General features: G+C 73.2%; 25 protein-coding genes. 16 read left to right on the top strand and 9 right to left on the bottom strand.

The window, feature by feature from the left end:
* Positions 1–137 precede the first annotated feature (137 nt).
* The gene (locus AB0C87_RS13595; protein ID WP_360577643.1) at positions 138–791 is read left to right on the top strand and encodes a PadR family transcriptional regulator; all 654 of its coding nucleotides are present in this window, start codon (positions 138–140) and stop codon (positions 789–791) included.
* Positions 792–793: 2 nt separating this feature from the next.
* Positions 794–1,303 (top strand): DUF1707 domain-containing protein, encoded by a 510-nt coding sequence (locus AB0C87_RS13590; RefSeq protein ID WP_360577641.1) that lies wholly within the window; start codon positions 794–796, stop codon positions 1,301–1,303.
* Positions 1,304–1,315: 12 nt separating this feature from the next.
* On the opposite strand, the gene AB0C87_RS13585 is transcribed toward AB0C87_RS13590, so the two are convergent.
* Positions 1,316–2,236, bottom strand: coding sequence for a LysR family transcriptional regulator (locus AB0C87_RS13585; protein WP_345177471.1), 921 nt, complete (start codon positions 2,234–2,236; stop codon positions 1,316–1,318).
* Between the two features lie 73 nt (positions 2,237–2,309).
* On the opposite strand from AB0C87_RS13585, the gene AB0C87_RS13580 reads away from it, so the two are divergent.
* On the top strand, positions 2,310–2,486 hold the full coding sequence (locus tag AB0C87_RS13580; protein ID WP_345177473.1) for a hypothetical protein: 177 nt from the start codon (positions 2,310–2,312) through the stop codon (positions 2,484–2,486).
* Here the strand turns inward: AB0C87_RS13580 and AB0C87_RS13575 are convergent.
* From AB0C87_RS13575 to edd, 4 genes are all read right to left on the bottom strand, one after another.
* Positions 2,459–2,848 (bottom strand): PPOX class F420-dependent oxidoreductase, encoded by a 390-nt coding sequence (locus AB0C87_RS13575; protein WP_345177475.1) that lies wholly within the window; start codon positions 2,846–2,848, stop codon positions 2,459–2,461. The two genes, AB0C87_RS13580 and AB0C87_RS13575, sit on opposite strands and share 28 nt — an antisense overlap.
* Before the next feature lie 52 nt (positions 2,849–2,900).
* Entirely contained in the window at positions 2,901–3,527 is a 627-nt protein-coding gene (gene eda, locus AB0C87_RS13570) for a bifunctional 4-hydroxy-2-oxoglutarate aldolase/2-dehydro-3-deoxy-phosphogluconate aldolase (protein WP_353832628.1), read from the bottom strand.
* Positions 3,524–4,462 carry a glucokinase gene (gene glk / locus AB0C87_RS13565; protein ID WP_345177478.1) on the bottom strand — a complete coding sequence of 313 codons (939 nt, stop codon included), beginning with the start codon at positions 4,460–4,462 and terminating at the stop codon, positions 3,524–3,526. Before glk ends, eda begins: the two co-directional genes overlap by 4 nt.
* Before the next feature lie 128 nt (positions 4,463–4,590).
* Positions 4,591–6,405 (bottom strand): phosphogluconate dehydratase, encoded by a 1,815-nt coding sequence (edd, locus tag AB0C87_RS13560; RefSeq protein WP_345177481.1) that lies wholly within the window; start codon positions 6,403–6,405, stop codon positions 4,591–4,593.
* Between the two features lie 150 nt (positions 6,406–6,555).
* Here edd and AB0C87_RS13555 point away from each other — a divergent pair, with 150 nt between their 5' ends.
* The 6 genes from AB0C87_RS13555 to AB0C87_RS13530 all read left to right on the top strand — a co-directional run bounded on the left by AB0C87_RS13555 (position 6,556) and on the right by AB0C87_RS13530 (position 16,666).
* Positions 6,556–7,686, top strand: coding sequence for an ROK family transcriptional regulator (locus AB0C87_RS13555; RefSeq protein ID WP_345177483.1), 1,131 nt, complete (start codon positions 6,556–6,558; stop codon positions 7,684–7,686).
* Between the two features lie 488 nt (positions 7,687–8,174).
* The gene (gene lanL, locus AB0C87_RS13550; RefSeq protein WP_360577638.1) at positions 8,175–11,036 is read left to right on the top strand and encodes a class IV lanthionine synthetase LanL; all 2,862 of its coding nucleotides are present in this window, start codon (positions 8,175–8,177) and stop codon (positions 11,034–11,036) included.
* Positions 11,033–12,913 (top strand): alpha/beta fold hydrolase, encoded by a 1,881-nt coding sequence (locus tag AB0C87_RS13545; protein ID WP_360577636.1) that lies wholly within the window; start codon positions 11,033–11,035, stop codon positions 12,911–12,913. The genes lanL and AB0C87_RS13545 overlap by 4 nt, the downstream gene beginning before the upstream one ends.
* 6 nt (positions 12,914–12,919) lie before the next feature.
* On the top strand, positions 12,920–13,075 hold the full coding sequence (locus AB0C87_RS13540; protein WP_345177492.1) for a VenA family class IV lanthipeptide: 156 nt from the start codon (positions 12,920–12,922) through the stop codon (positions 13,073–13,075).
* A 148-nt stretch (positions 13,076–13,223) separates the two neighbouring features.
* Positions 13,224–14,960 carry an ABC transporter ATP-binding protein gene (locus tag AB0C87_RS13535; protein ID WP_360577634.1) on the top strand — a complete coding sequence of 579 codons (1,737 nt, stop codon included), beginning with the start codon at positions 13,224–13,226 and terminating at the stop codon, positions 14,958–14,960.
* Positions 14,957–16,666: an ABC transporter ATP-binding protein gene (locus tag AB0C87_RS13530; RefSeq protein WP_360577632.1), complete on the top strand. Its 1,710-nt coding sequence runs from the start codon at positions 14,957–14,959 to the stop codon at positions 16,664–16,666. The genes AB0C87_RS13535 and AB0C87_RS13530 overlap by 4 nt, the downstream gene beginning before the upstream one ends.
* On the opposite strand, the gene AB0C87_RS13525 is transcribed toward AB0C87_RS13530, so the two are convergent.
* Both AB0C87_RS13525 and AB0C87_RS13520 read right to left on the bottom strand, forming a co-directional pair.
* Positions 16,643–16,963: a hypothetical protein gene (locus AB0C87_RS13525; RefSeq protein ID WP_345177502.1), complete on the bottom strand. Its 321-nt coding sequence runs from the start codon at positions 16,961–16,963 to the stop codon at positions 16,643–16,645. The genes AB0C87_RS13530 and AB0C87_RS13525 overlap by 24 nt on opposite strands.
* Positions 16,956–17,516, bottom strand: coding sequence for a sigma-70 family RNA polymerase sigma factor (locus AB0C87_RS13520; protein WP_360577630.1), 561 nt, complete (start codon positions 17,514–17,516; stop codon positions 16,956–16,958). Before AB0C87_RS13520 ends, AB0C87_RS13525 begins: the two co-directional genes overlap by 8 nt.
* A 419-nt stretch (positions 17,517–17,935) precedes the next feature.
* Here AB0C87_RS13520 and AB0C87_RS13515 point away from each other — a divergent pair, with 419 nt between their 5' ends.
* The 4 genes from AB0C87_RS13515 to AB0C87_RS13500 all read left to right on the top strand — a co-directional run bounded on the left by AB0C87_RS13515 (position 17,936) and on the right by AB0C87_RS13500 (position 20,472).
* On the top strand, positions 17,936–18,205 hold the full coding sequence (locus tag AB0C87_RS13515; RefSeq protein WP_360577628.1) for a hypothetical protein: 270 nt from the start codon (positions 17,936–17,938) through the stop codon (positions 18,203–18,205).
* 25 nt (positions 18,206–18,230) lie between these two features.
* Positions 18,231–18,803 (top strand): DUF6879 family protein, encoded by a 573-nt coding sequence (locus tag AB0C87_RS13510; RefSeq protein WP_360577626.1) that lies wholly within the window; start codon positions 18,231–18,233, stop codon positions 18,801–18,803.
* Between the two features lie 14 nt (positions 18,804–18,817).
* Complete coding sequence (locus AB0C87_RS13505) at positions 18,818–19,531, top strand: DUF6082 family protein (protein WP_360577624.1); 714 nt, start codon at positions 18,818–18,820, stop codon at positions 19,529–19,531.
* Between the two features lie 86 nt (positions 19,532–19,617).
* Positions 19,618–20,472 (top strand): NAD(P)-binding domain-containing protein, encoded by an 855-nt coding sequence (locus AB0C87_RS13500; protein WP_360577622.1) that lies wholly within the window; start codon positions 19,618–19,620, stop codon positions 20,470–20,472.
* A gap of 75 nt (positions 20,473–20,547) precedes the next feature.
* On the opposite strand, the gene AB0C87_RS13495 is transcribed toward AB0C87_RS13500, so the two are convergent.
* Entirely contained in the window at positions 20,548–21,153 is a 606-nt protein-coding gene (locus AB0C87_RS13495) for a TetR/AcrR family transcriptional regulator (protein ID WP_345177511.1), read from the bottom strand.
* A gap of 74 nt (positions 21,154–21,227) precedes the next feature.
* On the opposite strand from AB0C87_RS13495, the gene AB0C87_RS13490 reads away from it, so the two are divergent.
* Positions 21,228–22,448 (top strand): MFS transporter, encoded by a 1,221-nt coding sequence (locus AB0C87_RS13490; RefSeq protein WP_360577620.1) that lies wholly within the window; start codon positions 21,228–21,230, stop codon positions 22,446–22,448.
* A gap of 93 nt (positions 22,449–22,541) precedes the next feature.
* Here AB0C87_RS13490 and AB0C87_RS13485 read toward each other — a convergent pair whose 3' ends face one another.
* Entirely contained in the window at positions 22,542–23,039 is a 498-nt protein-coding gene (locus AB0C87_RS13485; protein WP_345177514.1) for a MarR family transcriptional regulator, read from the bottom strand.
* A gap of 92 nt (positions 23,040–23,131) precedes the next feature.
* On the opposite strand from AB0C87_RS13485, the gene AB0C87_RS13480 reads away from it, so the two are divergent.
* Together AB0C87_RS13480 and AB0C87_RS13475 are read left to right on the top strand one after the other, a co-directional pair.
* Complete coding sequence (locus tag AB0C87_RS13480; RefSeq protein WP_360577618.1) at positions 23,132–24,082, top strand: superoxide dismutase; 951 nt, start codon at positions 23,132–23,134, stop codon at positions 24,080–24,082.
* Positions 24,083–24,265: 183 nt separating this feature from the next.
* Positions 24,266–25,738: a metallophosphoesterase gene (locus tag AB0C87_RS13475; RefSeq protein WP_360577616.1), complete on the top strand. Its 1,473-nt coding sequence runs from the start codon at positions 24,266–24,268 to the stop codon at positions 25,736–25,738.
* The last annotated feature ends 4 nt before the right edge of the window (positions 25,739–25,742 follow it).

Raw genomic sequence — 25,742 nt, 5'->3', positions numbered from 1 at the left:
TTTGGCCGGTTTGTCCCGCGACCGCGGTCGCGCATCGATCCGGATCCGGGGAACCATCTGGCCGATCCGTACGTCTTCGATATATCGTTGTCGTATCGCGAGAGGTCATAGAGAGCTCTCAGAAGGTGGTGCAGAACATGGGGCACATGCACGGCCGCGGGCCCTGGGGCCGCGGCGACTTCCCGAACTTCGGCGCCCTGTTCGGCGGCGGGCCGGGCCCCTGGGGCCCGCCCGGCGGATTCGGCCACGGGCCCGGTCCGCGCCCGCCGTGGGCGCGGGGGCGCGGCGGCCCGTGGGGCCGGAGCGCCAAGGCCCGCAAGGGCAACGTCCGGGCGGCGATCCTCGTCCTGCTGGCCGAGGAGCCGCGCAACGGCTACCAGATCATCCAGGAGATCAACGAGCGCAGCGACGGGGCCTGGAAGCCGAGCCCCGGCGCGGTCTACCCGGCGCTGCAGCAGCTCGCGGACGAGGGGCTGATCGCGGGCGACGAGTCCGGCGGCCGCCGCACCTTCCGTCTCACCGACGAGGGCCGCGCCTACACGGAGGCGAACGCCGAGCGGCTGGCCGAGCCGTGGGCGGAGATGACGCCCGAGTTCGGCGAGGGCGTCCCGGAGCTGTTCAAGCAGGCCGCGCAGACCGGGGCCGCGGTGATGCAGATCGTCCACTCCGGCTCGCCCGAGCAGGTCGCGCAGGCGCGCGACGTCCTGTCGGAGACCCGCCGCAGCCTGTACCGCATCCTGGCCGACGACCTGGACGGCCCCGGGCCGACGGCCGACGACACCGAGGAGTGATCATGGTCCGGCACGACGAGATCCGCGTCGGCGACGCCGAGCGCGACGCCGTCATGGTCGCCCTGCACGACCACTTCGCCGAGGGCAGGCTCGACCGGCCCGAGCTCGACGAGCGGCTGGAGTCCGTGCTGGCCGCCAAGACGCGCGGCGACCTGCGCGCCCTCGTCCGGGACCTGCCGTCCCCGACCGGGCTGCCCGAACCCGCGAAGGAGGCCCCGTGGGGGTCCCCGCCCGGGCACGCGTGGGGGCCGGGCACGGCGGTCGGGTTCGGCGGCCCGGGGCACCCTGCCTGGCACCGCCGTCAGCGGCACATGGCCCACCGCCGCCGGCCCGGGCCTCTCTTCCCGGCGTTCCCGCTCCTGTTCGCGGCGTTCATGGTGCTCGCCTTCACGGCCGGGCCCGGCACGGGGTTCCTGGTCGTCCTGCAGATCGCGCTGGCCGTCTGGGTCGTGCGCGCGGTCCTGCTGGCGTTCGGCGTCCGCCGGGCCCGCCGCCACGCCCCCGGCTCCTGACGCGGGGGCGGTTCAGGCGGCCGCCGGGACGCAGCGGTCGGGGACGGCGTCGCGGAGGGCCCGCAGGCCGCGCGCGACCAGCGGGTGGCCTCGGCCGCCGCGCCGCACGCAGGTCAGCACGCGCCGCTTCGGGACGCCGTCCCCGATGAGCGGCACCCGCACGACCGGCTGGTCGGCCTGCCCGCCGGCCAGCCGCGGCACGAGGGACACCCCGAGGCCGTTGGCGACCAGGGCCCAGATCACCGACCAGGTCGTGACGTTGTGCGCGATCCGCGGCGTGAACCCGGCGGCGGCGCAGTAGGCCATGACCTGCTGGTGGTGGGCGCAGCCGTGGACGCTGATCCACGGCTCGCCCGCGGCGTCCTCCAGCCGGACGCGGTCGCGCAGCGCCAGCGGATGCCCCGCCGGGACGATGAGGTCGAGCGCCTCCTCCAGCAGCGGCTCGCGGTCGAAGCGCGGATCGCCCGCCGGCGGCGCGCCGGGGGTCGGCTCGATCACCGCGATGTCGGTCTCCCCCGCCGCGAGCAGCCCGACGGCCTCGTCGGTGTCGCACTCGCGGACCTCGACCACGAGGTCCGGGTCGTCTCGCAGCAGGGCGCCGGCGGCGGGGGCGACGAGCCCCGAGACGGCCGTGGTGAACCCGCACATGCGCAGCGGCCCCGCCGCCCCGGCGCGGTGCGACTCCAGGTCGGCCAGGGCCTCCTCCCACCGGGCGAGGAGGCCGTCGGCGTGCCCGATCAGCAGGTGCGCGGCCGGGGTCAGCCGCACCCGGCGGCCCTGCGGCTCCAGCAGCGGCACCTTCAGCTCCCGCGCCAGCTCGCGCAGGTGGTGGGAGACCGCCGAGGGCGTCAGGTGCATCGCCTCCGCCGCGGACGTGACGGTCCCGTACTGGTGGACGAGCCTCAGCATGTGCAGCCGGCGCAGGTCGATCATGCAAGCATCTTGCACGATTCCCTGCGGAAATCTGAAATGGACGGAAACGTTCGCCCCGTCGCAGACTGCTGCCATGAGCGAACCGACCACTCTCGTTTCCCGGCACCTCACCAGCGACGGCGTCGTCACCTGGACGCGCTGCGCCTGCGGGCGGCTGCGGATGGACCTCGTCCCCGCGGGCGGCGGGCGGGGCCTGGCCGCGGGCCCGTGCCCGCACCGCGGTCAGGACCCGTCGAGCGTGAGCTCGTAGTGCAGCGTCCGGTAGCCCTTCAGCTTGTGGGCCAGCGGCACCGCCACCCCCTGCAGGAGCGGATGCTTGCGGGCGAGCAGCCGGCGGATCGGCCGCGCCTCCTGCTCGCTGAGCAGGCGGACGCGGCCGCGCGCCTCCGGGCCGGTGACCCTGCCCCGGAAGGTGCTCGGCGCGAGCTCCACCTCCGGATTGCGCGCCAGCCGCCTGGCCTTGAACGCCTTGTCGTAGGTGCGGAAGTAGGCGCGGTCGCCGCGGACGACGACGTTCACGGGCGTCCCGACCGGCGTCCCGTCCTTGCGGTAGCTGGTCAGCAGGACCGTGCGCTGCTTCTTCAGCTTCTCAAGCGTCGATGTGGTGTCCATACCCGGGAGACGGGAGCGCCGTCCCGGGATGTGACATCACCGCGCACCGAGGTCATCCCGTGCGGAGCGCCGCCGCCTCGGAGGCGAGCTTGCGGACGCGGTCCCAGTCGCCCTCGCGGACGGCGTCCGCGGGGGTGAGCCAGGAGCCGCCGACGCAGCCGACGTTGCCGAGCGCGAGGTACTCGGCGGCGTTGCGCAGGCCGATCCCGCCCGTGGGGCAGAACCGGATCTGCGGAAGCGGCCCGCCGAGCGCCTTCAGGTAGGCGGCGCCGCCCGCCGCCTCGGCCGGGAAGAACTTCATCGCCGTGATCCCGCCCTCCAGCAGGGCGATCGCCTCGGAGGCGGTGGCGACGCCCGGCAGGAACGGCAGGCCCGTCGCGACCATCGCCGCCTGGAGGCGGGACGTGCAGCCGGGGCTGACGAGGAACCTCGCCCCGGCGGCCGCCGAGCGCTCGGCGTCCTCGGGGCGCACGACGGTCCCCGCGCCCACCACGGCGTCCGGGACCTCGGCGGCGATCCGCGTGATCGCCGCCAGCGCGGACGGCGTGCGCAGCGTCACCTCGATCACGGGGAGGCCGCCCTCCACCAGGGCGCGGGCCAGCGGGACGGCGGCGTCGGCGTCGTCCAGCACCACCACGGGGATGACGGGCGCGAGGTCGAACAGGTCTTCGGCGATCATGCGGGCTCCAGGTCGGGCAGGCTCTGCGCGAGCCGGGCGGCGGCGCCGACGAGGGCCGGGCCGGGATGGACGATGAGAGCGGTCGGGATGGCGCGCAGGTAGTCCTCGACAGGGGGCTTCCCCTCGAACCGTGCCCGGAACGCGCTGCCCCGCAGCACGTCCACGATCCGCGGCAGGATCCCGCCGCCGAGATAGACGCCGCCCCGCGCGCCGAGCGTGAGGGCGACGTTGCCCGCGTGCGACCCGAGCAGCGCGCAGAACATCTCCACGGCCTCGCGGCTCAGGGGGTCGTCGCGGTCCTCGCTGATCTGCCGCGGGGTCAGGTCCAGCGCGGGCCGGCCGTCGATCGCGGCGAGGTACCGGCGGATGCGGGCCAGCCCCGCCCCCGACAGCAGGTACTCGGCGGAGGCCGCGCCCTTCTCGGCGCGCAGCAGCCGCGCCACCAGGAGCTCGCGGTCGGTCGCGGCCGGGACGTCGACGTGGCCGCCCTCGCCGGGCAGGGGCACGGGGCCCGACGGCGTCCGGACGAGCCCGGCGACGCCGAGGCCCGTGCCGGGCCCGACCACCGCGAGGGGCGCGCCGGGGTCCGCGTCGCCCCGCCCGATGGGAACGAGGTCGTCGCCACCGAGGTGCGGCAGGGCCAGGGCGAGCGCCTCGAAGTCGTTGATGACGTCGAGATGCGCCAGGCCGAGATGGGCCCGCACCGCCTCCGGGTCGCCCTTGGGCCAGCCCGCGTTGGTCAGATGGAACGTGCCATTCACGACGGGGCCCGCCACGGCCAGGCACGCCGCCACCGGGCGCGCGCCGACCGCGTCGAGGTAGGCGGCCGCGGCCTCCGCGAGGCCCGGATAGTCGCGGGTCGGCAGCGCCCGGACCTCCGACAGGGCGCCGTCCGGGCCGTCGATCAGAGCGAACCGGGCATTGGTGCCGCCCACGTCCGCGACCAGCCACTCGGCTCCGCTCAGTGATACCTGTGAGGGTGCGAGCCCCCACTCCCCCCGGTCCGCTCCGCTCAGTGTTTCCTGTGGGGGGGCGACCCCCCACTCCCCCCGGGTCGCTTCGCTCATGAGGAGAAGACCCCCGCCCCGCGTTCGGCCGGGCCCACGGCGGCGCGGAAGGACTGGAACAGCTCCCGCCCCGTGCCGTAGGTCTGGTCGGGCGGCCCCTCGGCGGGCGCGCGGGCGGCGAGCTCCTCGTCCGGGACGAGCACCTTCAGCACCCCGGCGTCCGCGTCGAGCCGGACGACGTCTCCGTCGCGGACGCGGGCGAGCGGACCTCCGGCCGCGGCCTCCGGCGACACGTGGATCGCGGCGGGCACCGCGCCGGACGCGCCCGACATGCGGCCGTCGGTCACCAGCGCGACGCGGTGCCCCCGGTCCTGGAGCACCGACAGCGGCGGGGTGAGCCGGTGCAGCTCCGGCATGCCGTTCGCGCGCGGCCCCTGGTTGCGGACGACCGCCACGACGTCGCGGTCCAGCTCCCCGGCGGCGAACGCCTCCTGGAGCGCCTCCTGCGAGTCGAACACCCGCGCGGGGGCCTCGATGGTCCGGTGCTCGGGCCTGACCGCCGACACCTTGACGACCGCCCGCCCGAGGTTGCCGCGCACGGTGTGCAGGCCGCCGTGCGTGTCGAACGGCTCGGCGGCCGGGCGCAGGACCTCGGTGTCGCCGGAAACCCCGGGCGCCTCCCGCCACTCGACCTTGCCGCCGGCGAGCTCGGGGACGTTCCGGTAGGCCGCGAGGGTGTCGCCGCCGACCGTGCGCGCGTCCTCGTGCAGGAGCCCGGCGTCGATCAGCTCGCCGATGAGGAACGCGGTGCCGCCCGCCGCGTGGAAGTGGTTCACGTCGGCGGTGCCGTTCGGGTACAGGCGGGTGAGCAGCGGCGTGACCTTGGAAAGCTCGTCGAAGTCGTCCCAGGTCAGCTCGATGCCCGCCGCGGCGGCCATGGCCACCAGGTGCAGCGTGTGGTTGGTCGAGCCGCCCGTCGCGAGCAGCGCGACGACGCCGTTGACGAACGCGCGCTCGTCGAGCATCTCCCCGATCGGGGTGTAGCCCTCGCCCAGGTCCGTGATCTTGAGGATGCGCCGGCCCGCCGCCTCGGTGAGGCCGTCGCGCAGCTTCGTGCCCGGCGGGACGAAGCTGGCGCCCGGCAGGTGCAGGCCCATGACCTCCATGAGCAGCTGGTTGGAGTTGGCCGTCCCGTAGAAGGTGCAGGTGCCGGGCGAGTGGTAGGACGCGGCCTCGGCGGCGAGCAGCTGCTCGCGCCCGATCTCCCCCGCCGCGTACCGCTTGCGGACCTTGGCCTTCTCGGCGTTCGGCAGCCCCGAGGCCATCGGACCGGCGGGCACCAGGATCGCCGGCAGGTGCCCGAACGACAGGGCCCCGATCACCAGCCCCGGCACGATCTTGTCGCACACGCCGAGCAGCAGCGCGCCGTCGAACATGTCGTGCGACAGCGCCACGGCCGTCGCCATCGCCACCACGTCCCGGCTGAACAGCGACAGCTCCATGCCGGCCCGGCCCTGGGTGATGCCGTCGCACATGGCGGGGACGCCCCCGGCGAACTGGGCCGTGCCGCCCCCCGCTCGGATCGCGGACTTCAGGATGTCGGGGTAGTCCTGGAGCGGCTGGTGCGCGGACAGCATGTCGTTGTACGCCGACACGATCGCGATGTTCGGCGTGGCGTCGCCGCGCAGCCACAGCTTGTCCTGGACGCCGCAGGCGGCGAAGCCGTGCGCGAGGTTCGCGCACCCCATCCCGCTGCGCACCGGGCCCTGGGAACGGGCCTCGCCGATCCGCTTCAGGTACGCGCCGCGGGGTCCGGCGCTCCGCTCGACGACGCGCCGGGTCACTGCCGCCAGCACGGGATGCACAGCCATCAGATGCTCCAAGACCAGGGGGGATCGCTCGATCACCAAACTAGCGAGACATCGGTCACCTGTTCAACCGTACTTATGAACTTCAGATGACAAAAGTTCGGATGTTCGTCGAACTGGACGCACGAAAGCCCCGGGTGCTTGACTGGCCGGATGCCCCGCCCCGTCACCCGCCCGGCCACCGGCGGCGACATGCTGCGCCTGATCCGCGAGGACGGCGTGGCCACCCGCGCCGAGCTCGGCCGCATCACCGGGCTCTCCCGGCCCGCCGTGGCGTCCCGCGTCGCGGCCCTGATCCGGCGCGGCCTGGTGGTCGAGCGCGCCGACGGGCCCTCCACGGGCGGGCGCCCCCCGGCCCGGCTGGAGTTCAACGCGGCGGGAGGCTCCGTCCTGCTCGCCAACCTCGGCCAGTCCCGAGGCCAGCTCGCCGTCTGCGACCTCGCCGGCACGACCCTCGCCCGCGCCGACGGGCCCCCGGCGGAGGTGAGCCCGGGCAGGACGCTCCCGCGCCTGTTCGAGCAGTGGGAGGCCCTCCTCGCCGAGTCCGGCGCCGACGCGTCGAGCATCCGCGGGGTCGGGCTCGGCGTCCCCGACGCCGTCGAGCACGTGGCCGGGAGCTGGGACGCGATGGAGATCGGCGCCCCCATCTCCGAGCGCTTCGGCGTCCCCGCCTACCTCGACAACGAGGTCAACGCCGCCGCCCTCGGCGAGCACCAGGCCCACCCCGGCGTCGGCGACCTCCTGTTCGTGAAGGTCTCGACCGGGATCGGCGCGGGCATCATCGCGGGCGGCCGCATCCAGCGCGGCGCCCTCGGCGCGGCCGGGGAGATCGGCCACATCCCCGTGCCCGTCCCCGGCGAGGCCCCCTGCCGCTGCGGCAACGTGAACTGCGTCGAGGCCGTCGCCGGCGGCACCGCCCTGCTGGCCCGCTCCCCCGCCGAGGACCTGCCCGCCCTGGCGGCGCTGGCCCGCTCCGGCGACCCGGCGACCGTCGCCCTGCTCCGCGACGCCGGCCGCCGCATCGGCGAGGTCGTCGCCACCGCCGTGAACCTCCTCAACCCCGCGGTCGTCGTCCTGGGCGGCGACCTCGCGGGCGCGGACGAGCCCCTGATCGCGGGCGTGCGCGAGATCGTCTACCAGCGCGCCACGGCGCTGGCGACCCGGGACCTGCGCATCGAACCGAGCCGCCTGGGCGAGAGCGCGGGCCTGACCGGCTGCGCCGCCATGGTCCTGGATCGCATCCTGTCCCCCGACGCCGTCGACGCGGCCGCCGCCGGCGCCTGAGAAGCACCAGGCCTGTAAGCACGGGCCTGAGAAGCGCGGGCCGTGCGGGAAGGGCGCCCGCGCTTTCGTGCGCGACGCGTCGTTAGCACACCCGGGCGACGGGTCGCCACCGGGCGACGTGGCAGCCATCGGACATGACACGCTAAACCACGCCCTTGACCCAATGGGCAAAGCGATCATGTTTTCTAGTGACGACAAACTCGACATTTCCCCAGATTGTGGAATGACGAGCGGCGATCATTGTCACTCTCCGCACAGGGACGACGCGTACATCCCCCGCCAGGTAAGACTTTTCTACCGGCCGCGAATAGGTCCGACTAAAGAGATTGACTGGCGTTTCCGGGGGATTCGTGGTTACCGTGTCCTTGCTCAATGAAAGCAACATCCGATCGTTCTTTGACTTTTGACCCCAAAAGACAAAAACGATCAATAACTCCGCCCGGGCGGTCCAGGCGGTCCGGGGCGGAAAAGGGAGAGTGCGAGCGGGGATGGCGGACTTCCATTTCAGTGTCCTGTCCGGGGCGGCCGCCGCGGAGAGCGACGACACCCGCCTGCTCGACGTCCTCGACCGGGCGCTCGGCGCGGCGGCCGGCCCGCTCCGCTGGAAGTCGCTGCGCAGCGGGATGTGGGCCCACGTCCGCCCCGAGAACGGCGAGTGTCCCCAGCAGGGCTGGAAGCTGCACGTCTCCGCGACGCCGGCTTCGGCCCAGGACGTGCTGGCCCGCTCGCTGCCCGTGCTGCTGGCGGGCCGTTCCATGTTCAAGTTCGCCGCCACCCGCGACCATGTCGCGGCCATGAACGCGCGCAACACCTCGCGCGGCCATTCCGGGAAGTTCATCACCGTCTACCCGGTCGACGACGACGAGGCCGTCCGCCTCGCGGCGGAACTGCACGTGGCGACCGCGGGCCTGCCCGGGCCGCGCATTCTGTCCGACCGCCCCTACGGGCCGGGCAGCCTCGTGCATTACCGCTATGGAGCGTTCGTCGAGGTGCGCCGCATCACCAACGACGGATTCTACGCGTGGATGATTCTCGACCCGGACGGCAATCCCGTGGAAGACCGCCGCGGTGCGACGTACACGCCGCCGCCCTGGGCCGCCTGCCCATTCCCCCAGGACGTCCCGCCGACGGAAAAGCAGAACGACACAGACGCGGGCGATAGCACCGAAAGCACCCGGAAGAGCACCACCGAGAATGGCGCCGTCCGAAACGGAAAAGGCGTTCGGATCGGGTCGCGGTTCACCGTCCACGAGGCGATCCGCCACACCAACAAGGGCGGCGTGTACCGGGCGACGGACACCGAGACCGGCGAGGCGATCGTCATCAAGGAGGGCCGCCCGCACGTGGACGTCGACGCCAAGGGGCGCGACACCCGCGACCGGCTGCGGACGGAGGCCCGCGTGCTGGAGGCGGTCGACGCCCTGGGCATCGCCCCGCGCCCGGTGGCGCTCTTCGCCCAGGCGGGCCACCTCTTCCTGGCGGAGGAGATGATCCCGGGCACCTCCCTGCGGCAGTGGATCGCCGACGTGATCGGCGACGCCGGGTGGGGCCCGCACGTGCCCCCCGTCCTGGAGATGTGCGGGCGCCTGGCCGATCTGATGGCGAAGGCGCACGAGGCCGGGCTCATCGTGCGCGACTTCAACCCGAGCAACATCATGGTGCGCCCGGACGGCGCCCCGGTGATGATCGACCTGGAGCTGGCCCTCACCGCCGACGACGGCGAGCGGGAGGGGATGCGGGTGGGCACCCCCGGCTACAGCGCGCCGGAGCAGATGTCCGGCGCCGCACCGGACCCGGCGGCGGACTACTTCGCCCTCGGCGCGACGCTCTGCCACGTCCTCACCGGCGGGCCGCCCTACTTCCTGGACGAGAGCCCCGCGGCCAGGCCGCTGAGCGAGCGCCTGGCGGAATGGCTGGCCGCCCGCACCCTGGACCTCGACCTGCCCGGCTCGCTGGCCCCGCTCCTGCTCGGCCTGATGGCCGACGAGCCCGGCCGTCGCTGGACCCCGCACCGGGCACGGGAGGCCCTGGCCCGGATGCGCCCGGATCACGCGGCGGGGAGCCCCGGGACGCAGCGCGGCCCGGTGGAGCCGGACGGCGGCGCATCGCGGGCCGCCCGCCCCCCGTCGCTGCGGCAGCAGTGCCGGCTGTCCGTCGCCGGGATCGTCGACCAGCTGATCACCACCATGGACCCGGAGTCGGCCGAGACGCTCTGGCCCGCCTCGTGCGTCCACGGCGCGCCCGACCCGTGCTGCCTCCAGCACGGGGCCGCGGGAACCCTGGGCGCCCTGACCCGGTGCTACGAGGTCGAGGCCGAACCGCGCCTGGCCGAGGCCATCGCCGGCGCCGGCCACTGGATCCTGCGGCGGCTGGACGAGGACGGCGGCCGTCCCCCCGGGCTGTACTTCGGCACGGCGGGCGCCGCGTGGGCGGTGCTGGACGCCGGCCTCGCCCTGGCCGACGCCGACCTCGTCGAGGGCGCTCTCGCCGTCGCCGACCGGCTTCCGGAGGCGGTCCCCAGCCCGGACGTGACGCACGGGACGGCGGGCCTCGGGTTCACGGCCCTGCACCTGTGGTCCCGCACCGGGCGGGCGCGGTTCGCCGAGCGCGCCCGCGCCGCCGCCGACGCCCTCGCCGAGACCGTCCAGGAGCAGGAGGGCGGGCTCGACTGGAGCACGCCCGCCGAGATCGAGTCCAAGCTCGCCGGCCGGCGCTACTACGGGTTCGCGCACGGCGTCTCGGGCGTCGGATCCTTCCTGCTCGCCTGCGCCGGGTCGGTCGGCGGCGACGCCCACCGGGCGCTCGCCTCCCGGGTCGGGGAGACGCTGCTCGACACCATGATCGACACTGGGCGGTCGGCGATGTGGGCGGCCAGCTCCGGCGACATCGCCACCGCGCCGTACTGGTGCCACGGCTCGGCCGGCATCGGCGGCTTCCTCGGCCGCCTCGGCCGGGCGACCGGTGACGGGCGCTTCCTGCGGGCCGCCGAGATGTCCGCCCGCGCGGTCATGGACAACCGCTGGCGCGCGATCCTCGGGCAGTGCCACGGCCTGGCCGGCAACGGCGACTTCCTGCTCGACATGGCCGCGCTCACCGGCGCCGAGCGGTACCGGGACGACGCGTGGCGGCTGGCCCAGGTCATCCTGGCCAACCGGGCGCACCGCGGCGCACGGGTGGTGTTCCCCGACGAGCAGGGCGGCGTCTCGACCTCCTGGGGAGACGGCCTGGGCGGCATCCTCGGCTTCCTGGTGCGCCTCCAGCACGGGACGTCGCGGCTGTGGACGGCCGACGACGCCGCCGCGCACCCCGCCGATGGCGCCGAACCGTCGATCGCGGGGCGGGTGTCATGACCGAGACCCTTCCGGATCTTCCGCCCGTGCCGAGCCGCTTCGGCTTCGCCTTCTCCGCCGACGGCCGCTGGGCCACCTGCCTGCGGTCCGCGCAGGACAGCGTCGTCCTGGAGCGCTGGGACCTGACCTGGCCGCGGCCGTCCCTGCGGACGCTCGACGACGCCGCCCTCCCGGGCCGGACCGAGGAACGGATCATCGATCGCGGCACCGGGGCGCTGCCGCTGAACGACGGCCGCGTCCTGGTCGTGCGGCCCGCGGTCGGCGAGCACGGGGAGCCCGCGGGCCACGGAACCCTCGCCACCGCCGAGCCGACCCCCGCCGGGCTCCGGATCACCCGGTCGTGGCCGGTGCCGCGGATGCTCGCCGGGTTCCTGCTGGCCGCCCCGGGGCAGGCGCAGGTCGCGGTGCTCGTGGTCGTCGAGAACGAGCGGCACTCGCGGATCTGGCGGGTCTCGCCCGCGTCCCCCGTCCTGGAGCCGGTGCTGCGGATCCCCGGCGTGCTGTCGGGGGGCGTCTGGGCCGACGAGGGCCGCGTCCTCGCCCTCGACCGCGACGGCGCCGGCCAACGCACCGAGGGCATCCTGGTCGACCTGCGCGAACGCGGCTGGCGGCCCTTCTGGTCGGTCTCCGACACCACCGGCGACCGGATCGCGGCCTACAGCCCGCGCTCGGGCGTCCTCGCGGTGACCACCACCCTGCCGGGCGCGCAGCAGCGGGGCGCGCCGCAGATCGGGCTGCGGCTGCCCGGCGGCGGCCCCGTCCGCTTCCCCGAGACCCTCAACCGGTCGGCCGCCCACCGGACGCCCCTGGCCTTCGACGCCTCCGGCGAGCGGCTGCTCGTCCGGGAGATCGCCGGCGCGACCGCACGCCTGGCCGTGTACGCCACCGGCAGCGACCGGATCAGCCCGGTCCCCGGCCCGCCCGGCATGCTCTGGCCGCCCGCCCACTGGGCCGGGGACGGCCGGATCCACGTCCGCTTCTCGGCCCCGCACCAGCCGCCGACCCTCGCGACGGTGCGGAGTCCCGCGCGCTCCGGCTGGGACATGGCCGCGCACCCCTCCGACGGCGCGGCGGCCTGGCGGCACGCCGAGCTCGTCGAGCTGTCCGGCCCGGCGGGGCCCGTCGAGGCGATCGTCTACGGCGGCCCCGGCTGGCGCGACCGCCCCCGGCTGGTGCTGGCCCTGCACGGCGGGCCGCTGTCGGCGTGGCGGTACGAGTTCGAGCCGCTCTTCCAGTACCTGGCCGCCGCGGGCGCCTCCGTCGTGGCCCCCAACTACCGGGGCAGCACCGGATACGGCGACGACCACCTGCGTCCCGTCATCGGCGACTGGGGCGGCCCCGACCTGGACGACGTCGTCCACCTCGGGCACGCGATCGCGCACGGCCGCGGCGCCGCGCTGCCGCGCCCCGTCGTGCTCGGCGCCAGCTACGGCGGGTTCCTCGCGCTGCTCGCGGCCTGCCGCGCCCCGGACCTGTGGACCGGGTGCGTCGCGCTCGCGCCGTTCACCTCGGCCTCCGGCCTCCACCGCACCACCACCGGGATGGTCAGAGACCGCGTGTCGCGGCTCGGCCTCGCCGATACCGGCGACGACGAGGACGCCCGGCGCGACGTCCTGCGGGCGTGCGAGACGCTGACGGCGCCGCTGCTGGTGGCGCACGGCGTCCGGGACGAGGCCGTCCCGGTCGAGCAGTCCAGGGCGCTGCGCCGGCGCCTCCTCGAACTCGGCAGGACCGAAGGAGTCGACTTCGACTACCTGGAGACCGCCGACGACCACAACGGGGTCGTCCAGGCATGGTCCCCGGTCCTCCGCCAAGCGGTGGTCCGCTTCTGCCTCACGGCGGGGCGGACCTTGGCCCTCGACAACGAAAGGAGGTGAAACGCAATGAACACGTTCGACGGTGACCTCGTGGCCGCTCTGCAGGAGCTGCCCGAGACCGACCCCGTGGAGATCGACGGCATCCAGCTCGGCGGTACCTGCGCCTGCGTCGGTCTGCTCACGCTGCTGAACACCGTGTGCATCGGCATCTCCTGCGCCTGATGCCGCGCATCCCATGCGGTACCCGGGACCCCTGAGAAGAACCCCGGCCCGCAGAACCCCGGTCACGGACCGGCCACGAGCCGGTCCGTGACCGGACCCACTCGCGAGTGTAGAAGACTTCTCCCGACCGTGAACGGAGTCGTGGCGCGTGGCCCTCACCGGCACCCCGGGCGACTCCGCGGCGCTGCGCGCCGGCGGCCGGCGGCTGCTGCGCGGCGCCATGGCCCGCTTCCGGCCGGCCATGGGCGTGCTCGTCCTGCTCACGACCGTCCGCGTCGCCGCGACGCTGGCGACGCCGGTCATGCTGGCCCGCGCGGTCGACGCGGCCCGCGCCCAGCAGGACGCCGGCGCCGCCGCCGCGTGGCTCGCGCTCGTCCTGGCCGCGGCGGCCGTCGCCACCACGGGCGAGGACGTCCTCGGCTCCTACTGCGGCAGCGACATCACCGCCTGGCTCCGGCACCGGCTCCTCGGGCACGTGCTGGCCCTCGGCCCGGAGGGGCGGCGGCGCTTCCCCGCGGGGGACGTGCTGTCGCGGCTCACCGAGTCCGCGTCGGGCCCGGCGGCGTTCCCCGTCCTGCTGCTGTCGGCCGCCGCCACGCTGGCCACCACCGTGGGCGCGCTGGCCGGCCTCGCGCTGATCGACTGGTGGCTCGCCGCCGCGTTCGCGGCCGGGATGCCGCCGCTGCTGGTCGCGCTGCGCGTGTTCGTCGTCCGGGCCACCGATCCGTTCGCCCGCTACCAGGCGTGCCAGGCGGCGATCGCGACGCGGCTGCTCGACGCCCGGCAGGGCATCCGGACGATCCGGGCGAGCGGCACCGCCGCCGCCGAGGTGCGGCGCATCCTCGCGCCGCTTCCCGGCCTCGGCCGGGCGGGCCGGGAGACCTGGGCCGTGCAGGGCAGGGTCAGCCGGCGGCTCGCGCTGCTGGCCCCCCTCACCCAGGTCCTGGTCGTCGGCGTCGCGGGCGTCCGCCTGGCCGCCGGCGAGATCACCACCGGCCAGCTCGTGGGCGCGCTGTCCTACGCCGCCATGGCCGCCGCGTCGGCGTCGGTGTTCGACACCGTCGTCGCGCTCCTCAACTGCCAGGTCGGCGCCGGGCGGATCGGCGAGATCCTCACGGCCGTCCCGGCGGTGCGGCCCCCCGCGCGGCCGTCGCGGCTGCCGGACGGGCCCGGCGAGCTGCGGCTGCGCGGCGTCACCGTCCGGCTCGGCGGCCGCGCCGTCCTCGACGGGCTCGACCTCGACGTGCCGCCCGGGACGACCGTCGCGGTCGTCGGCACGTCCGGCACGGGCAAGAGCGTGCTGATGTCGACCGTCGGGCGGCTCCTCGACCCCGACGAGGGGGTCGTCGAACTCGACGGCGTCCCCGTCACCGAGGTCCCGCTCGCGGAGCTGCGCCGCGCCGTCGCCTACGCCTTCGAACGCCCCGCGCTGCTCGGCGCGACCGTCCGCGAGACGATCGCCTACGCCCGCCCCGCCGCGACGCGCGCCGAGGTGCACCGCGCCGCCCGCGACGCCGTCGCCGACGCCTTCATCCGGGCCCTGCCGAACGGCTACGACACCCCGCTCGACCGCGCCCCGCTGTCCGGCGGCGAGCTGCAGCGGCTCGGCCTGGCCCGCGCCGCGCTCGCCGACGCCCGGATCGTCCTCCTCGACGATGCCACCAGCAGCCTCGACACCGCCACGGAGCTGAAGGTGACCCAGGCCCTCCGGCAGATCCTGGCCGGACGGACCAGCCTGGTGGTGGCGCGGCGCCCGGCCACGGCCGCCCGCGCCGACCTCGTCGCCTGGCTGGACGCCGGGCGCGTACGGGCGCTCGCCCCCCACGCGGACCTGTGGGCGGACCCGGCCTACCGCGCCGTGTTCTCCACCCGGGCGGCCTCATGACGGCGCCGCCGGCCGCGCGCCTGCTGCACCGCCACCTGCGCGGCCAGTGGCCCGCGATGCGCCGCCTCTCCGCCTGGTCGGCCGTGGAGTCCCTGCCGATGTTCGCGTCCGGCCTGCTCCTGGCCCGCGCCGTCGACCACGGGTTCCTCGCGGGCCGCACCCTGACGGGCCTCGGCTGGCTCGCCGTCCTCGCCGCCCTGTACGCCGTCGGCGCGGTCGCGACCGGGCGGGTCTACCCATGGCTGGCCGCGACCGTCGAACCGCTGCGCGATTCCCTGGTCACCGAGGTCGTCGCGGCGGCCCTCCGCCGGATGGCCGACCGGACCCCTGACGCGGCCGGCGCGGGCGTCTCCCAGGTCACCGAGCAGGCCGAGGCCGTCCGGGCCCTGGTGGGGACCGCGCTGCGCAACGTCCGCCAGCTGGTCTCCGCCGGCGCCGCCGCCCTCGTGGGCCTGGCGCTGCTGTCGCCCCTCCTGGCCCTCGTCATCTGCCTGTCGGTGGCGCTCGCCCTGGGGCTGTACGCGGCGTTCGTGGGCTTGCAGATCCGCCGCTACCGAGCGGTCATCCGCCAGGCCGAGCGCATCGGGGAGGCCGCCGCCACCGTCGTGCACGGCGTCCGCGACGTCGCCGCCTGCGGCGCCGAGGACCGCGCCGCCGCCGCGGTGGGCGAGGTCGTGGACACGCAGGCGGAGGCCCTGCGCGCCTACGCCCGCACCCGCTGGGTCCGCCTCCCCGTCCTGGCCCTGGGGGTGCACCTTCCCCTGCTCGCCCTGCTCGTGCTGTCGCCTTACCTCACCGCCCACCACGGGCTCACCGCCGGGCAGATCGCGGGCGGCGCGGGCTACCTGGTGACCGGACTCCAGCCGGGCATCACCGTCCTGGTCGACGCGGGCGGCACCCTCCTGCTCAGCCTCGCCGTGGTCCTGGGCCGCCTCGCCGAGGTCTGCGCCGTCCCCGAGGCCCCGCCGCCCGGCACGGCGACGGCCGAGTCGTCCGGCATCGAGGCCGACCACGTCACCTTCGCCTACTCCCCGCACGCCGCCCCCGTCATCGAGGACCTCTCGCTCCACCTCCCCGAGGGCACGCACCTGGCCGTCGTCGGCCCCAGCGGCACCGGCAAGTCCACCCTCGCGAACCTGCTCACCGGCCTCCTGGAACCCCAGAAGGGCAAGATCACCCTGGGCAAGGTCCCCCTCCCCCACCTGGACCCGGCGGACCTGCGCTCCTCGATCACGCTGATCCCGCAGGAGAGCTACGTCTTCGCGGGCAGCCTCCGCGACAACCTGACCTACCTGAACCCGGAGGCCGGCACCCGCGACCTGGACGAGGCCGCGGCCGCCGTCGGGCTCCCGGACCTCGTCGAACGCCTGGGCGGCTACGAGACCGACATCCCGCCCGGCGGCGGTGACCTCTCCCAGGGCGAACGCCAGCTCATCACCCTGGCCCGCGCCTACCTCTCCCCGGCCAGAGTGATCGTCCTGGACGAGGCCACCAGCCACCTGGACCCCGCGACCGAGGCCCGTGCCGAACAGGCCCTGGCGACCCGCGGCGGCACGCTGATCGTCATAGCCCACCGCATGACCTCGGCCGAACGGGCCCAGCAGGTCCTCCTCCTGGACGGCCCCGTCCCCCTCCTGGGCACCCACGAGACCCTCCAGACCCGCAGCCGAACCTACGCGGCCCTAGTGGGCCACTGGCACACCTGAGTCACCGGGCCGGCTTTCGCTGTGCTGATGCGACGCAGGTCGGGCGACGGTCAGTTCGCACACGCCGTCCTTGCAGGAGCGCTGCAACCGGCCCATGGAGACGGTCTGCACCAGCCCGATCGCCCAGCAGGCCGGACACCCGCGCAGCGCGAGGAGGCCGATCGGCGCGAGCAGGAGGCTGCCGGGTCCGAGCACCGGCAGCAGCGCGAACGCCCCGATCAACGCCCCGAAGCCCGTCGCACCGCGGAGAAGGTGCCGGGGAAGCGACGTGCTCGCGAAACTCTGCTTGTCAGTCATCGCCGTCTCCTGAAACCGAGTGGGGTGCGCCCCGCAGCGTCTGATGGACCGACGCGCGGGCGCGATGCAGCCGCGACTTCATCGCGGGCAGGCTGAGGCCGAGCGCGTCGGCGACCATGCGCCCGCTGTATCCCTGGATGTCGCGCATGATGAGGACGCGTCGCTGGTCCGCCGGCAGATCGGCGATCGCCGCCGCGATCCGGCCGGCCTCCAGGCGTCGCAGGACCTCGTCCTCGGCCGAGACCACGCTGACGTCCGGGACCTCGTCGTAGTGCGGCGGCCTCAGTCGCGCCCGCCGCAGGCACTCGTTGCGGACGATGCGGAACATCCACGACGCCAGCGCGCCGGACGCCCGCAGCGTCCCGATCTTGCGATACAGGATGATCAACGCCTCCTGCGCGGCGTCCTCGGCGTCCTCGGGTGACGCGCACAGGGTCCGGGCGAACCGGCGCACGTGCGGATGCGAGCCGGACACCAGCGCGGCGATCGACTCCACATCACCGCCCTGCGCGGCGGCGACCATCCGCTCCCCGGGCCAGGTCAGCTCAGCCACGCGAGCGCCCCCGCCTGCGCAGCACGGTGACACTGCACGCGCACACGAGCACGGCCACACCGATCACGGCAGCACCAACGATCATGACAACCTCCCGGTCGAGTTCCCTGTCGACGCTCCGGCCGACACCCTTAAGAGAGGCAGGAACCCACCCAAAGGATTCACCCCACCCCCGGTCTGAAGACCCGCATCCAGTCTCCGCACCTCAGAAGGCGAGCCGACCCCAGGCCGCCAGGCAGCGAGCCGCCGTCCACCCCAGCGGAGTCAGACAAACCCGCTCTCACCTGGCCCCCACAAGGCACGCGATGTCCCGGCGCGTATCGCCCGTCATTAAATGGACCATTTGGACAACACTTGGCGCGCATGAGCGACGGTGAGAGAATTCGATCAAATACCGGCTACTGGAAGTGAGTGGCATCATGACCAGGCCATGGGAAGCCGATCAGGGCGCGGGGTTCCAGCGACGGTTAGGGAAGACGGCCGCCGAGGTGGGCGACAGCCGCACGACGCAGGACTGTCCTGAGATTTGGGAGTTGGACAACGGCGACATCGCCGTCATCGGCCGTGACGCCACCGGCGCCTACCGTGACCGTCTGCCTCCGGGTGTGAGCATCGGCTCCGACGAACGTCTCGTGATCATCTCTGGAAGGCTGCTTTCGGCCGCCAAACCGGACATCCGCGATGCTTGATCGACTCGCACGATTCCGGGGGGACGTGCTGGACCGCGCGGCCTACCATCGGGATTTCGCTCGCCAGTGCGAAGACCTGCGCGGGACCATCTGGAAGCTCGAACGCTCCCAGGTCTTCCGCGAACTGGAGGATCCCAGCTGGCAGGCGTTCGCTTCCGGTGACTGGCGACACGCCCTCGACCTGCTGGAAGAGGATCGCAAGGCCGTCCAGACCGAGGCCGACAGCAACCGGCGGCAAGGCTTGAAGATCAGGCGGGTTCGCGTGGTCGAGCACCCCTTGAGCCCGTACGTCCAATGGGAGCTTCACGCGCTGCGGATGCTGGCGGAAGAGGGCTTCGAAGTGCGCGTCCTCTCCGCCGACAATCTCGCCTACCTGGAGAATCAGAGCCAGTTGCCCGAAGTCGTGGTCGTTGGCGATCGCGTCCTCTACGAGGTCCGATATCTGCCAGATTGGACGCCTTGCGGTGCACGCCGCATCAGGACGCCGGACGTGATCCGTACCGCCGCGTCCGAGATCGGCCGCCTGTACCGCAGGGGCGAGCCATTGCTCCGCTTCTTCGAACGGGAAGTAGCCCCGCTACCCGCACCGGCTGTCTGAACTATCGTTCGTGGATGCCGTTCGTTCGCTTGGGCCGAAGCAGGGTGAAGACGTTCTCCCTCTGCCTCCTCACGCTTGTCGTCATCGCCCTTATCGCAGCTTCACCGTGGGGCTTGCGCGCTTTCGGCGGCCCGACGGCCCGCTGGGAACGGTTGAGTTTCATCGGTCAGACCTACGGCGCCGCATCGGCGCTCCTGGCAGCGCTCGCACTGATCGGCATCGCGGCAACCCTGATCTTCCAGGCGCACGATACGAGGATCGCGCGGGAGGAGGCCCGGCGCATCGCCATAGCGGAGCTGCTCAAGATGGCCATGGACGACCCGGCCCTCGACGAGGCATGGGGACCGGTTCCGGCGGATGCGGACCGCAGGGCCAGACGGCAGCTCATGTACATCAACATGATCCTCTCCGAGTGGCAGATGTCCTTCGAGACGAAGGCGCTTCCCGAGAAGAGGCTGCGGGCCATTTCGCGTGAGATGTTCTCGGGGCGTCCTGGCCGGGCCTTCTGGGAGGAGGCACGTCAGGTGCGCATGGGGACCGCCGGGAGCAGGCGAGCGCGCCGGTTCCACGAGATCTTGGACGAGGAGTACGGGCTGGCCCCCGTTCCCCCGCCCGAGCGGCCGCGGGCACGGCGCCCCTGGAGGTTTCTCGCCGGTTCGGTGGTGGGCGTCGTGGTGTTGGGTCCTCTCGTCCGCCGGGCCGTCGCCCGCCGCCGATCCTCTGCTTGACCTCGTGTTTGGTTGAGGTTTTAGCGTGGCGGCTCCTGGTGTTTTCGGAAGGGGGCGTTGTGGGTTCTGGTGATGGGGCCGTTGGCGTGGCGGTGCTCGGGCTCGGGGAGATGGGGGGCGCGCTGGCGGGAGCGATTCTGGACGGCGGGCATCCGACCACCGTGTGGAATCGCACTGCGGGGCGGGGTGACGCGCTGGTCGCCAAGGGGGCGCGGCAGGCCGACGGCGTCCGCGATGCCGTCGCCGCCGGGCAGGTCGTGGTGGTGAACGTGAAGGGGAACTCCGTCGCTCGTGAGCTGCTGGAGGCGGCGGGGGACGTCCTGCGCGGGCGGGCCGTCGTCAACCTGACGGACGGGACGTCGAGCGAGGTCAGGGAGGTGGCCGCGGTGGTCACCGAGCGCGGCGGGGAGTACCTGCACGGGCAGATCATGACCATCGCGCCGGGCGTCGGGCATCCGGACGCGACGGTCTTCTACGGCGGGTCCGCGGACGTCCACGAGCGTCACCGGAAGGTGCTGGGGCTTCTCAGCGGGCAGGCACCGCTGGTGTCCGAGGATCCCGGCGTCGCGGTGCTCTACGGCATGGCCGTCCACGGGACGATGTGGGGGCTCCTCAACGGGTTCCTGCACGCGGCCGCGGCGCTCTCGGGCGCGGGGGTCGAGGTCGGGCGGTTCCTGGAGGAGGCCAAGGGTCCCCTCGCGTCGCTGTCGGCCTTCCTGCCGTCGATCGCCGAGGAGGTCGACCGGGGCCGTTTCGCGACGCCGTACGGGGCGCTGCGCCACCATCTGCCCTCGATCGAGGATCTCGCGCGGGAGAGCCGGGAGCGGGGCATCGACGACGAGTTCCCCGAGTACTCCCGGGCACTCGTGGCGGCGGCGGTCGAGCGGGGGCACGGCGACGACAGCTACTCCAGGCTCGTCGAGCACTTCCGCAAGGCGTAGAAGTACCAAGGTGGTCTGGATGCCGGGATGGTGTGGGCGATGCCTCGGCTCGACACCTTCCCGGCCAGGATCCCGTCAGGCGGATTGCGCGGATGCGGCGCCCAGGGCTCGGATCGCGAGATCGATCGCGGTGGTCAGGCGCTCCAGATCGTGACCAGCGCGCTCTCGTACCCGTAGGCCGAGCACCGTCGTGAACAGCGACTCCACGGCTCCGTCGATGTCGAGGTCGGCGGACAGCTCGCCTCGCTCCCGCCCCTCGGCCAGCACCGCCTGCAGGGCCTGCCGGGTGACCGTGAACGCGGCCTCGATCCGCTCAAGGACCTGGTCATCAGTAGTGCCGAGTTCGGTGGCGGTGTTGACCACGAAGCATCCGCGGCCGGTCGTGCCGCCGGCCGGGCAGGTCACCAGCCACAGCATCCATTCCCGCAGCACCTCGCGAACCGGGCGGTCACTCGCATCCAGACGCCGGCGGGCCTGCGTCGACTCGGTGGCCCGGTAGTGGTCGAGCGCGCGCAGAAAGAGCGTGTGCTTGTCCGTGAACGTCCGGTACAGGCTGCTGGGCGTGAGCTTCAGCTCGTCGCCCAGGTCGCGCACCGAAGTGGCGTGGTAACCGCGTCGCCAGAACAGCTCGGTCGCCGAGGTGACCGCTTTCTTCTCGTCGAACTGCCGGGGTCGTGCCATGGGTTCACCGTACCCAACTTGTGGAGCGATCGCTCCCATACTAGGGTCCCCATTCGGGAGCGATCGCTCCCGAATTGCTGGAGGAGGATCCGTTGACGACCGCTGAGCAGACCCCCACCCAGAGACAGGAGCCAGGGACCCCGGACAAGAGTCGCTGGCCGGCGGTCTGCGCGGTGGCTCTGGGCACCTTCCTGCTGGTGACCGCCGAGCAGCTGCCGATCGGGCTGCTGACCTCCGTGGAGTCCGCGCTGTCGGTCTCCGAGGGGACGGCGGGACTGATGGTGACGGTGCCCAGCATCGTCGCCGGGTTCGCGGCACCGCTGGTCCCGATGGTCGTCAGGTCGCTGGACCGCCGCATCCTGCTGGTCGGGCTGATGACCCTGATGACCGTCGCGAACCTGGGCTCCGCCCTGGCGCCGACCTTCGCGGTGCTGGTGGGCTCCCGGGTGCTGGTCGGCATAGCGATCGGCGGCTTCTGGGCGGTCGCCGCCGGCCTGGCGGTCCGGCTCGCCGCCCCCGCGGACGTGCCTCGCGCCACAGCGGTCATTTTCGGTGGTGTCGGGGCCGCGAACGTTTTCGGCGTCCCGCTCGGCACCCTGGTCGGCGACCTCACCGGCTGGCGCATCGCCTTCTCTTCGCTCAGCGCCCTGGCGCTCGTGACCCTGATCGCCCTGCCGGCGGTACTGCCGAGGCTGGTCGCCTCCCAGGCCGTCCGGCCCGAGCTGCTGATGGAGCAGCTCCGCAACCCAGGCGTACGCGTCGGCATCATCGCGACGGTGCTCCTTGTGTTCGGCCACTTCGCCGCTTACACGTTCGTGAGCCCGGCGCTGCAGAAGCTGTCGGGGATCGACGAGCGCTATGTCGGTCCGCTGCTGTTCGGGTTCGGTGCGGCCGGCATGATCGGCAACTTCGTCGCCGGTTCGGCGCTCTCCCGCCGCGTGCACCGCAGCGTGCTGACGATCGCAGTAGCCATGACGGCCGCGATGCCGCTTTTCCTGCTGCTGGGTCGGACCGCGGTCGGCGGCGCCCTCCTGCTGATCGTCTGGGGTCTGGCCTTCGGCGGTGTGTCCGTGGGCCTCCAGACTTGGATGATCAAGACCGCTCCGCAGGCCGTGGAAGCCGCCTCCTCGCTGTGGGTGGCGGTGTTCAACCTGTCCATCGGTTTTGGCGCGCTGGCCGGCGGCGTCATCGTCGACACGCTCACTCTCCGGGGCGTGCTCTGGCTCGGTGGCGCCTGCGCCTTGCTCGCCGCCCTGGCGATCTGGACCGCCCGCGGCAACCGAGCCCTGCGATAACCCGATATCCGCTCGGGTCGCCTGGGCACCGGAGAAGGACCTCCAGTGCCCAGGCAGCCGTACTTCCAGAACAACAAGCCGAACAGGCGCCGGCTACGGCTGGTCGCCGAGGCTGAGGAGGAGGGTGCGGAGGGTTTCGGCCAGGGCGTCTTGTTCGTGCTGGTCGAGGGCGGCGAGGAGGCGGCGTTCGTTGTCGAGGTGGGCGGCGACGGCGCGGTCGATGAGGTCGCGGCCGGCGGGGGTGAGGGCGACGAGGACGGTGCGGCGGTTGGCGGGGTCGAGGTCGCGCGTGACGTAGCCCTTGGCGACGAGCCGGTCCAGGCGGTTCGTGACGGCGCCCGAGGTCACCATGGAGGAGCGGGCCAGCACGCCCGCGGTGACGCCTTGGGGAGCGTCCGCGCGGCGGAGGGTGGCCAGGACGTCGAACTCGCCCCGTTCCAGCCCGAACTCGGCGAACAGGGCCTTGAGTTCGCGCTCGGCGATGCGGGTCAGCCGGGAGAGGCGGCCCAGGACCCGCATGGGGGACGCGTCGAGGTCGGGCCGGGCGCGAGCCCACTGCTCGACGATGAGGTCGACGGCGTCACGCTCCACGATTACCTCTCAACGTTGAACTGTTTGACATCAAGGTAGCATCCGGCCTACCGTCCTCAGCGTTAAACACTTCAACGTTGAGAGGTTGCTTCATGCGACGTCGGACGATCTCTGCCGTGCTGGTGTTCGGGCTGGCCGCCGCGACCAGCGCGCCTGCCCGGGCGGCGGACGCCGGGGGCGGCACGGTGTACCCGACCACGATCCGGCTGCCGGACGGGTTCCAGCCCGAAGGCATCGCGATCGGCCCCGGGCCGGTCGCCTATGTCGGCTCCATGGCCGATGGGTCGGTCTACCGCGCCGACCTGCGCACGGGGGCCGGGGCCGTCCTCGGCCGGGGGCCGGGCACGCAGGCCCTCGGGCTCAAGAGCGACGGGCGCGGACGGCTGTTCGTGGCGGGCGGCACGGGTGGCGACGCCCGCGTCCTCGACGCCCGGACCGGACGGGTGCTGGCGTCCTACCGGCTGGCCACCGGCCCGTCGTTCGTCAACGACGTCATCATCACGCAGGGCGCCGCGTGGTTCACCGACTCCACCAACCCGGTGCTCTACAAGCTGCCGCTCGACGGTGGACGGCTCCCCTCGACCGCGGTCCGGATCCCCCTGACCGGCGACCTGGTGTACCAGGGCAGTCCCGACAGTCCCGGCAGCGCGGGGTTCAACGCCAACGGCATCACCCCTACACCGGACGGGCGGGGACTGCTCGTGGTGCAGTCGAACACCGGCAGGCTGTTCCGCGTCGAGCCGACGGGCGAGACCCGCCGGGTGAACCTGCACGGCGAGTCGCTGCCGGAAGGCGACGGGCTGCTGCTGCGGGGCCGGACGCTGTACGCGGTGCAGAACCGGCTCAACACCGTGGCCGTCGTGCGACTGGACGCGGACGGGACCGACGGCCGCGTCGTTCGCCGGGTGACGGATGCCCGGCTCGCCCTGCCGACGACCGTGGCCGCCTTCGGCTCGCGGCTGTACCTCCCCAACATCCGGTTCTTCGCCACGGGACCGACGCCGGACGTCTCGTACGACGCGGTCGCCATCCCCCGTCCGTAGCCCGATTCGCGTTTTACCCGGAGGCGCGGGCGGGGTTGGAATGAGCCGGACATAACTTGAACAACACCGCACGCGGCGGCGGACATGGCGGCGGACAACTAGGGCAGATCGACCGGCGTCGGGCACCTAATGGAAAGGCGCCCGAATAGTCCATTTCTCTTGATCTGATGGGATACCTGGTTAATGTCGCGAATAGCTGCGGCGGTGGCGGCCGTCGTGGGCCTGCTGGTCGCCGTGATGTCCGGGCTCGCGCAGTCCGCCCCGAGCCCGTCTCCGAAGCCCACGCCTCCCGGTGTCGGGAAGAACGGCGAGGCGTGGGCCTGGACGCAGTTGGTGAACGGGACGAGCCACACGACCGAGGTCCGGTTCGCCACCACCGAGAAGCCCGCCGGAAACTGCCCCACCCTCCAGTACACCCTGGGAGGCAAGACGCAGACGGCGGTGCTGAGGAAGGTCAGCGATCCTTTCGTCACCGGCGGCGGGCTCCAGCAGTTCCCGACGACCTTCTGCGTGGCGCCGGTCCCCGACGGGGCGAGCAACGCGCTGATCGAGCCGTCCACGACCAATGCGGCCACCGTGCATCCGGGGAATCTCCAGCTTCCGCTGCCCGAGTGGCCCGTGAACGGGCGTCCCCGGAGCGTCGCGGTGATCGGTGACGCCGGGTGTGAGGTCACCTCGCCCACGGTCGGCGCCCCGAAGAACCAGGACTGCCAGAAGAACTGGCCGCTGGAGCCGCTCTCGGTGCACGCGGCGGCGCAGTCCCGGCCGGACCTGGTCGTCCACGTCGGCGACTACGTGTACCGGGAGACGCCGGAAGGCGCGAACGACGCCACGCCGGGGTGCGATTCCCAGGGGCAGGCCGCCGACTGGAGCTGCCTTATCAAGGACTTCCTGCGGCCCGCGCAGGCCCTGCTCGCCGAGGCGCCGTTCATCTTCGCGCGGGGCAACCACGAGGTCTGCACGCCTCCGAAAGTGGGGCGGGGCGCCGAATGGTTCCGCTATTTCGCCGCGGTTCCGCAGAAGAACAACGAGTGCTTCTCACTGCCGCAGACGCAGGCCGAGCCCGTCCAGATCAATGCGGGCACGCTGCATTTCATCCTGTTCGACTCCAGCTCGGCGAGTGAGAGGAACAAGCCGGACAAGGCCCAGGCCGCCCAATACGCGAAATGGTTCGACGAAGTGAACGCCCTGGCAGCCAACCATCCGACGCACGACTACTTCCTGATCACCCACAAGCCGCTGTGGATGGTCAAGCAGGCCTCGTCCACCGCCGTGACCTGGATCAACCCGACGCTGGCGAACGCGGTCGGGCAGACGGCGAAGGGGGCGCTGGCCGGCAACATAGACCTGGTGATGTCCGGGCACGTGCACCTCTACCAGATGCTCGACTTCCTCAACAGCTCGCGTCCGCCGCAGCTGACCGTGGGCTCGTCCGGGACGACGCTCGACACGCCGCCGGACGACAGCAAGGTGATGGGCAAGACCGTCGACGGCGAGACCGTGCAGCACTCGGTCTCACGGGGCGTTCACGGCTACGCGCTGCTGCGCGACACGGGCGGCCGGTGGCATCTCACCTTCCACGGGGTCTCCGGTCAGGCGTGGCCGCTGGACTGCGCTCTGAGCACCGGGGCCACCAAGGAATTCGACTGCACATAGGCGG

This window comes from Actinomadura sp. NPDC048021, assembly GCF_040653135.1.
Taxonomy (GTDB): domain Bacteria; phylum Actinomycetota; class Actinomycetes; order Streptosporangiales; family Streptosporangiaceae; genus Spirillospora; species Spirillospora verrucosospora.
The sequence above is the reverse complement of the archived record's forward strand: the minus strand, read 5'-3'. Positions and strand labels throughout refer to the sequence as shown.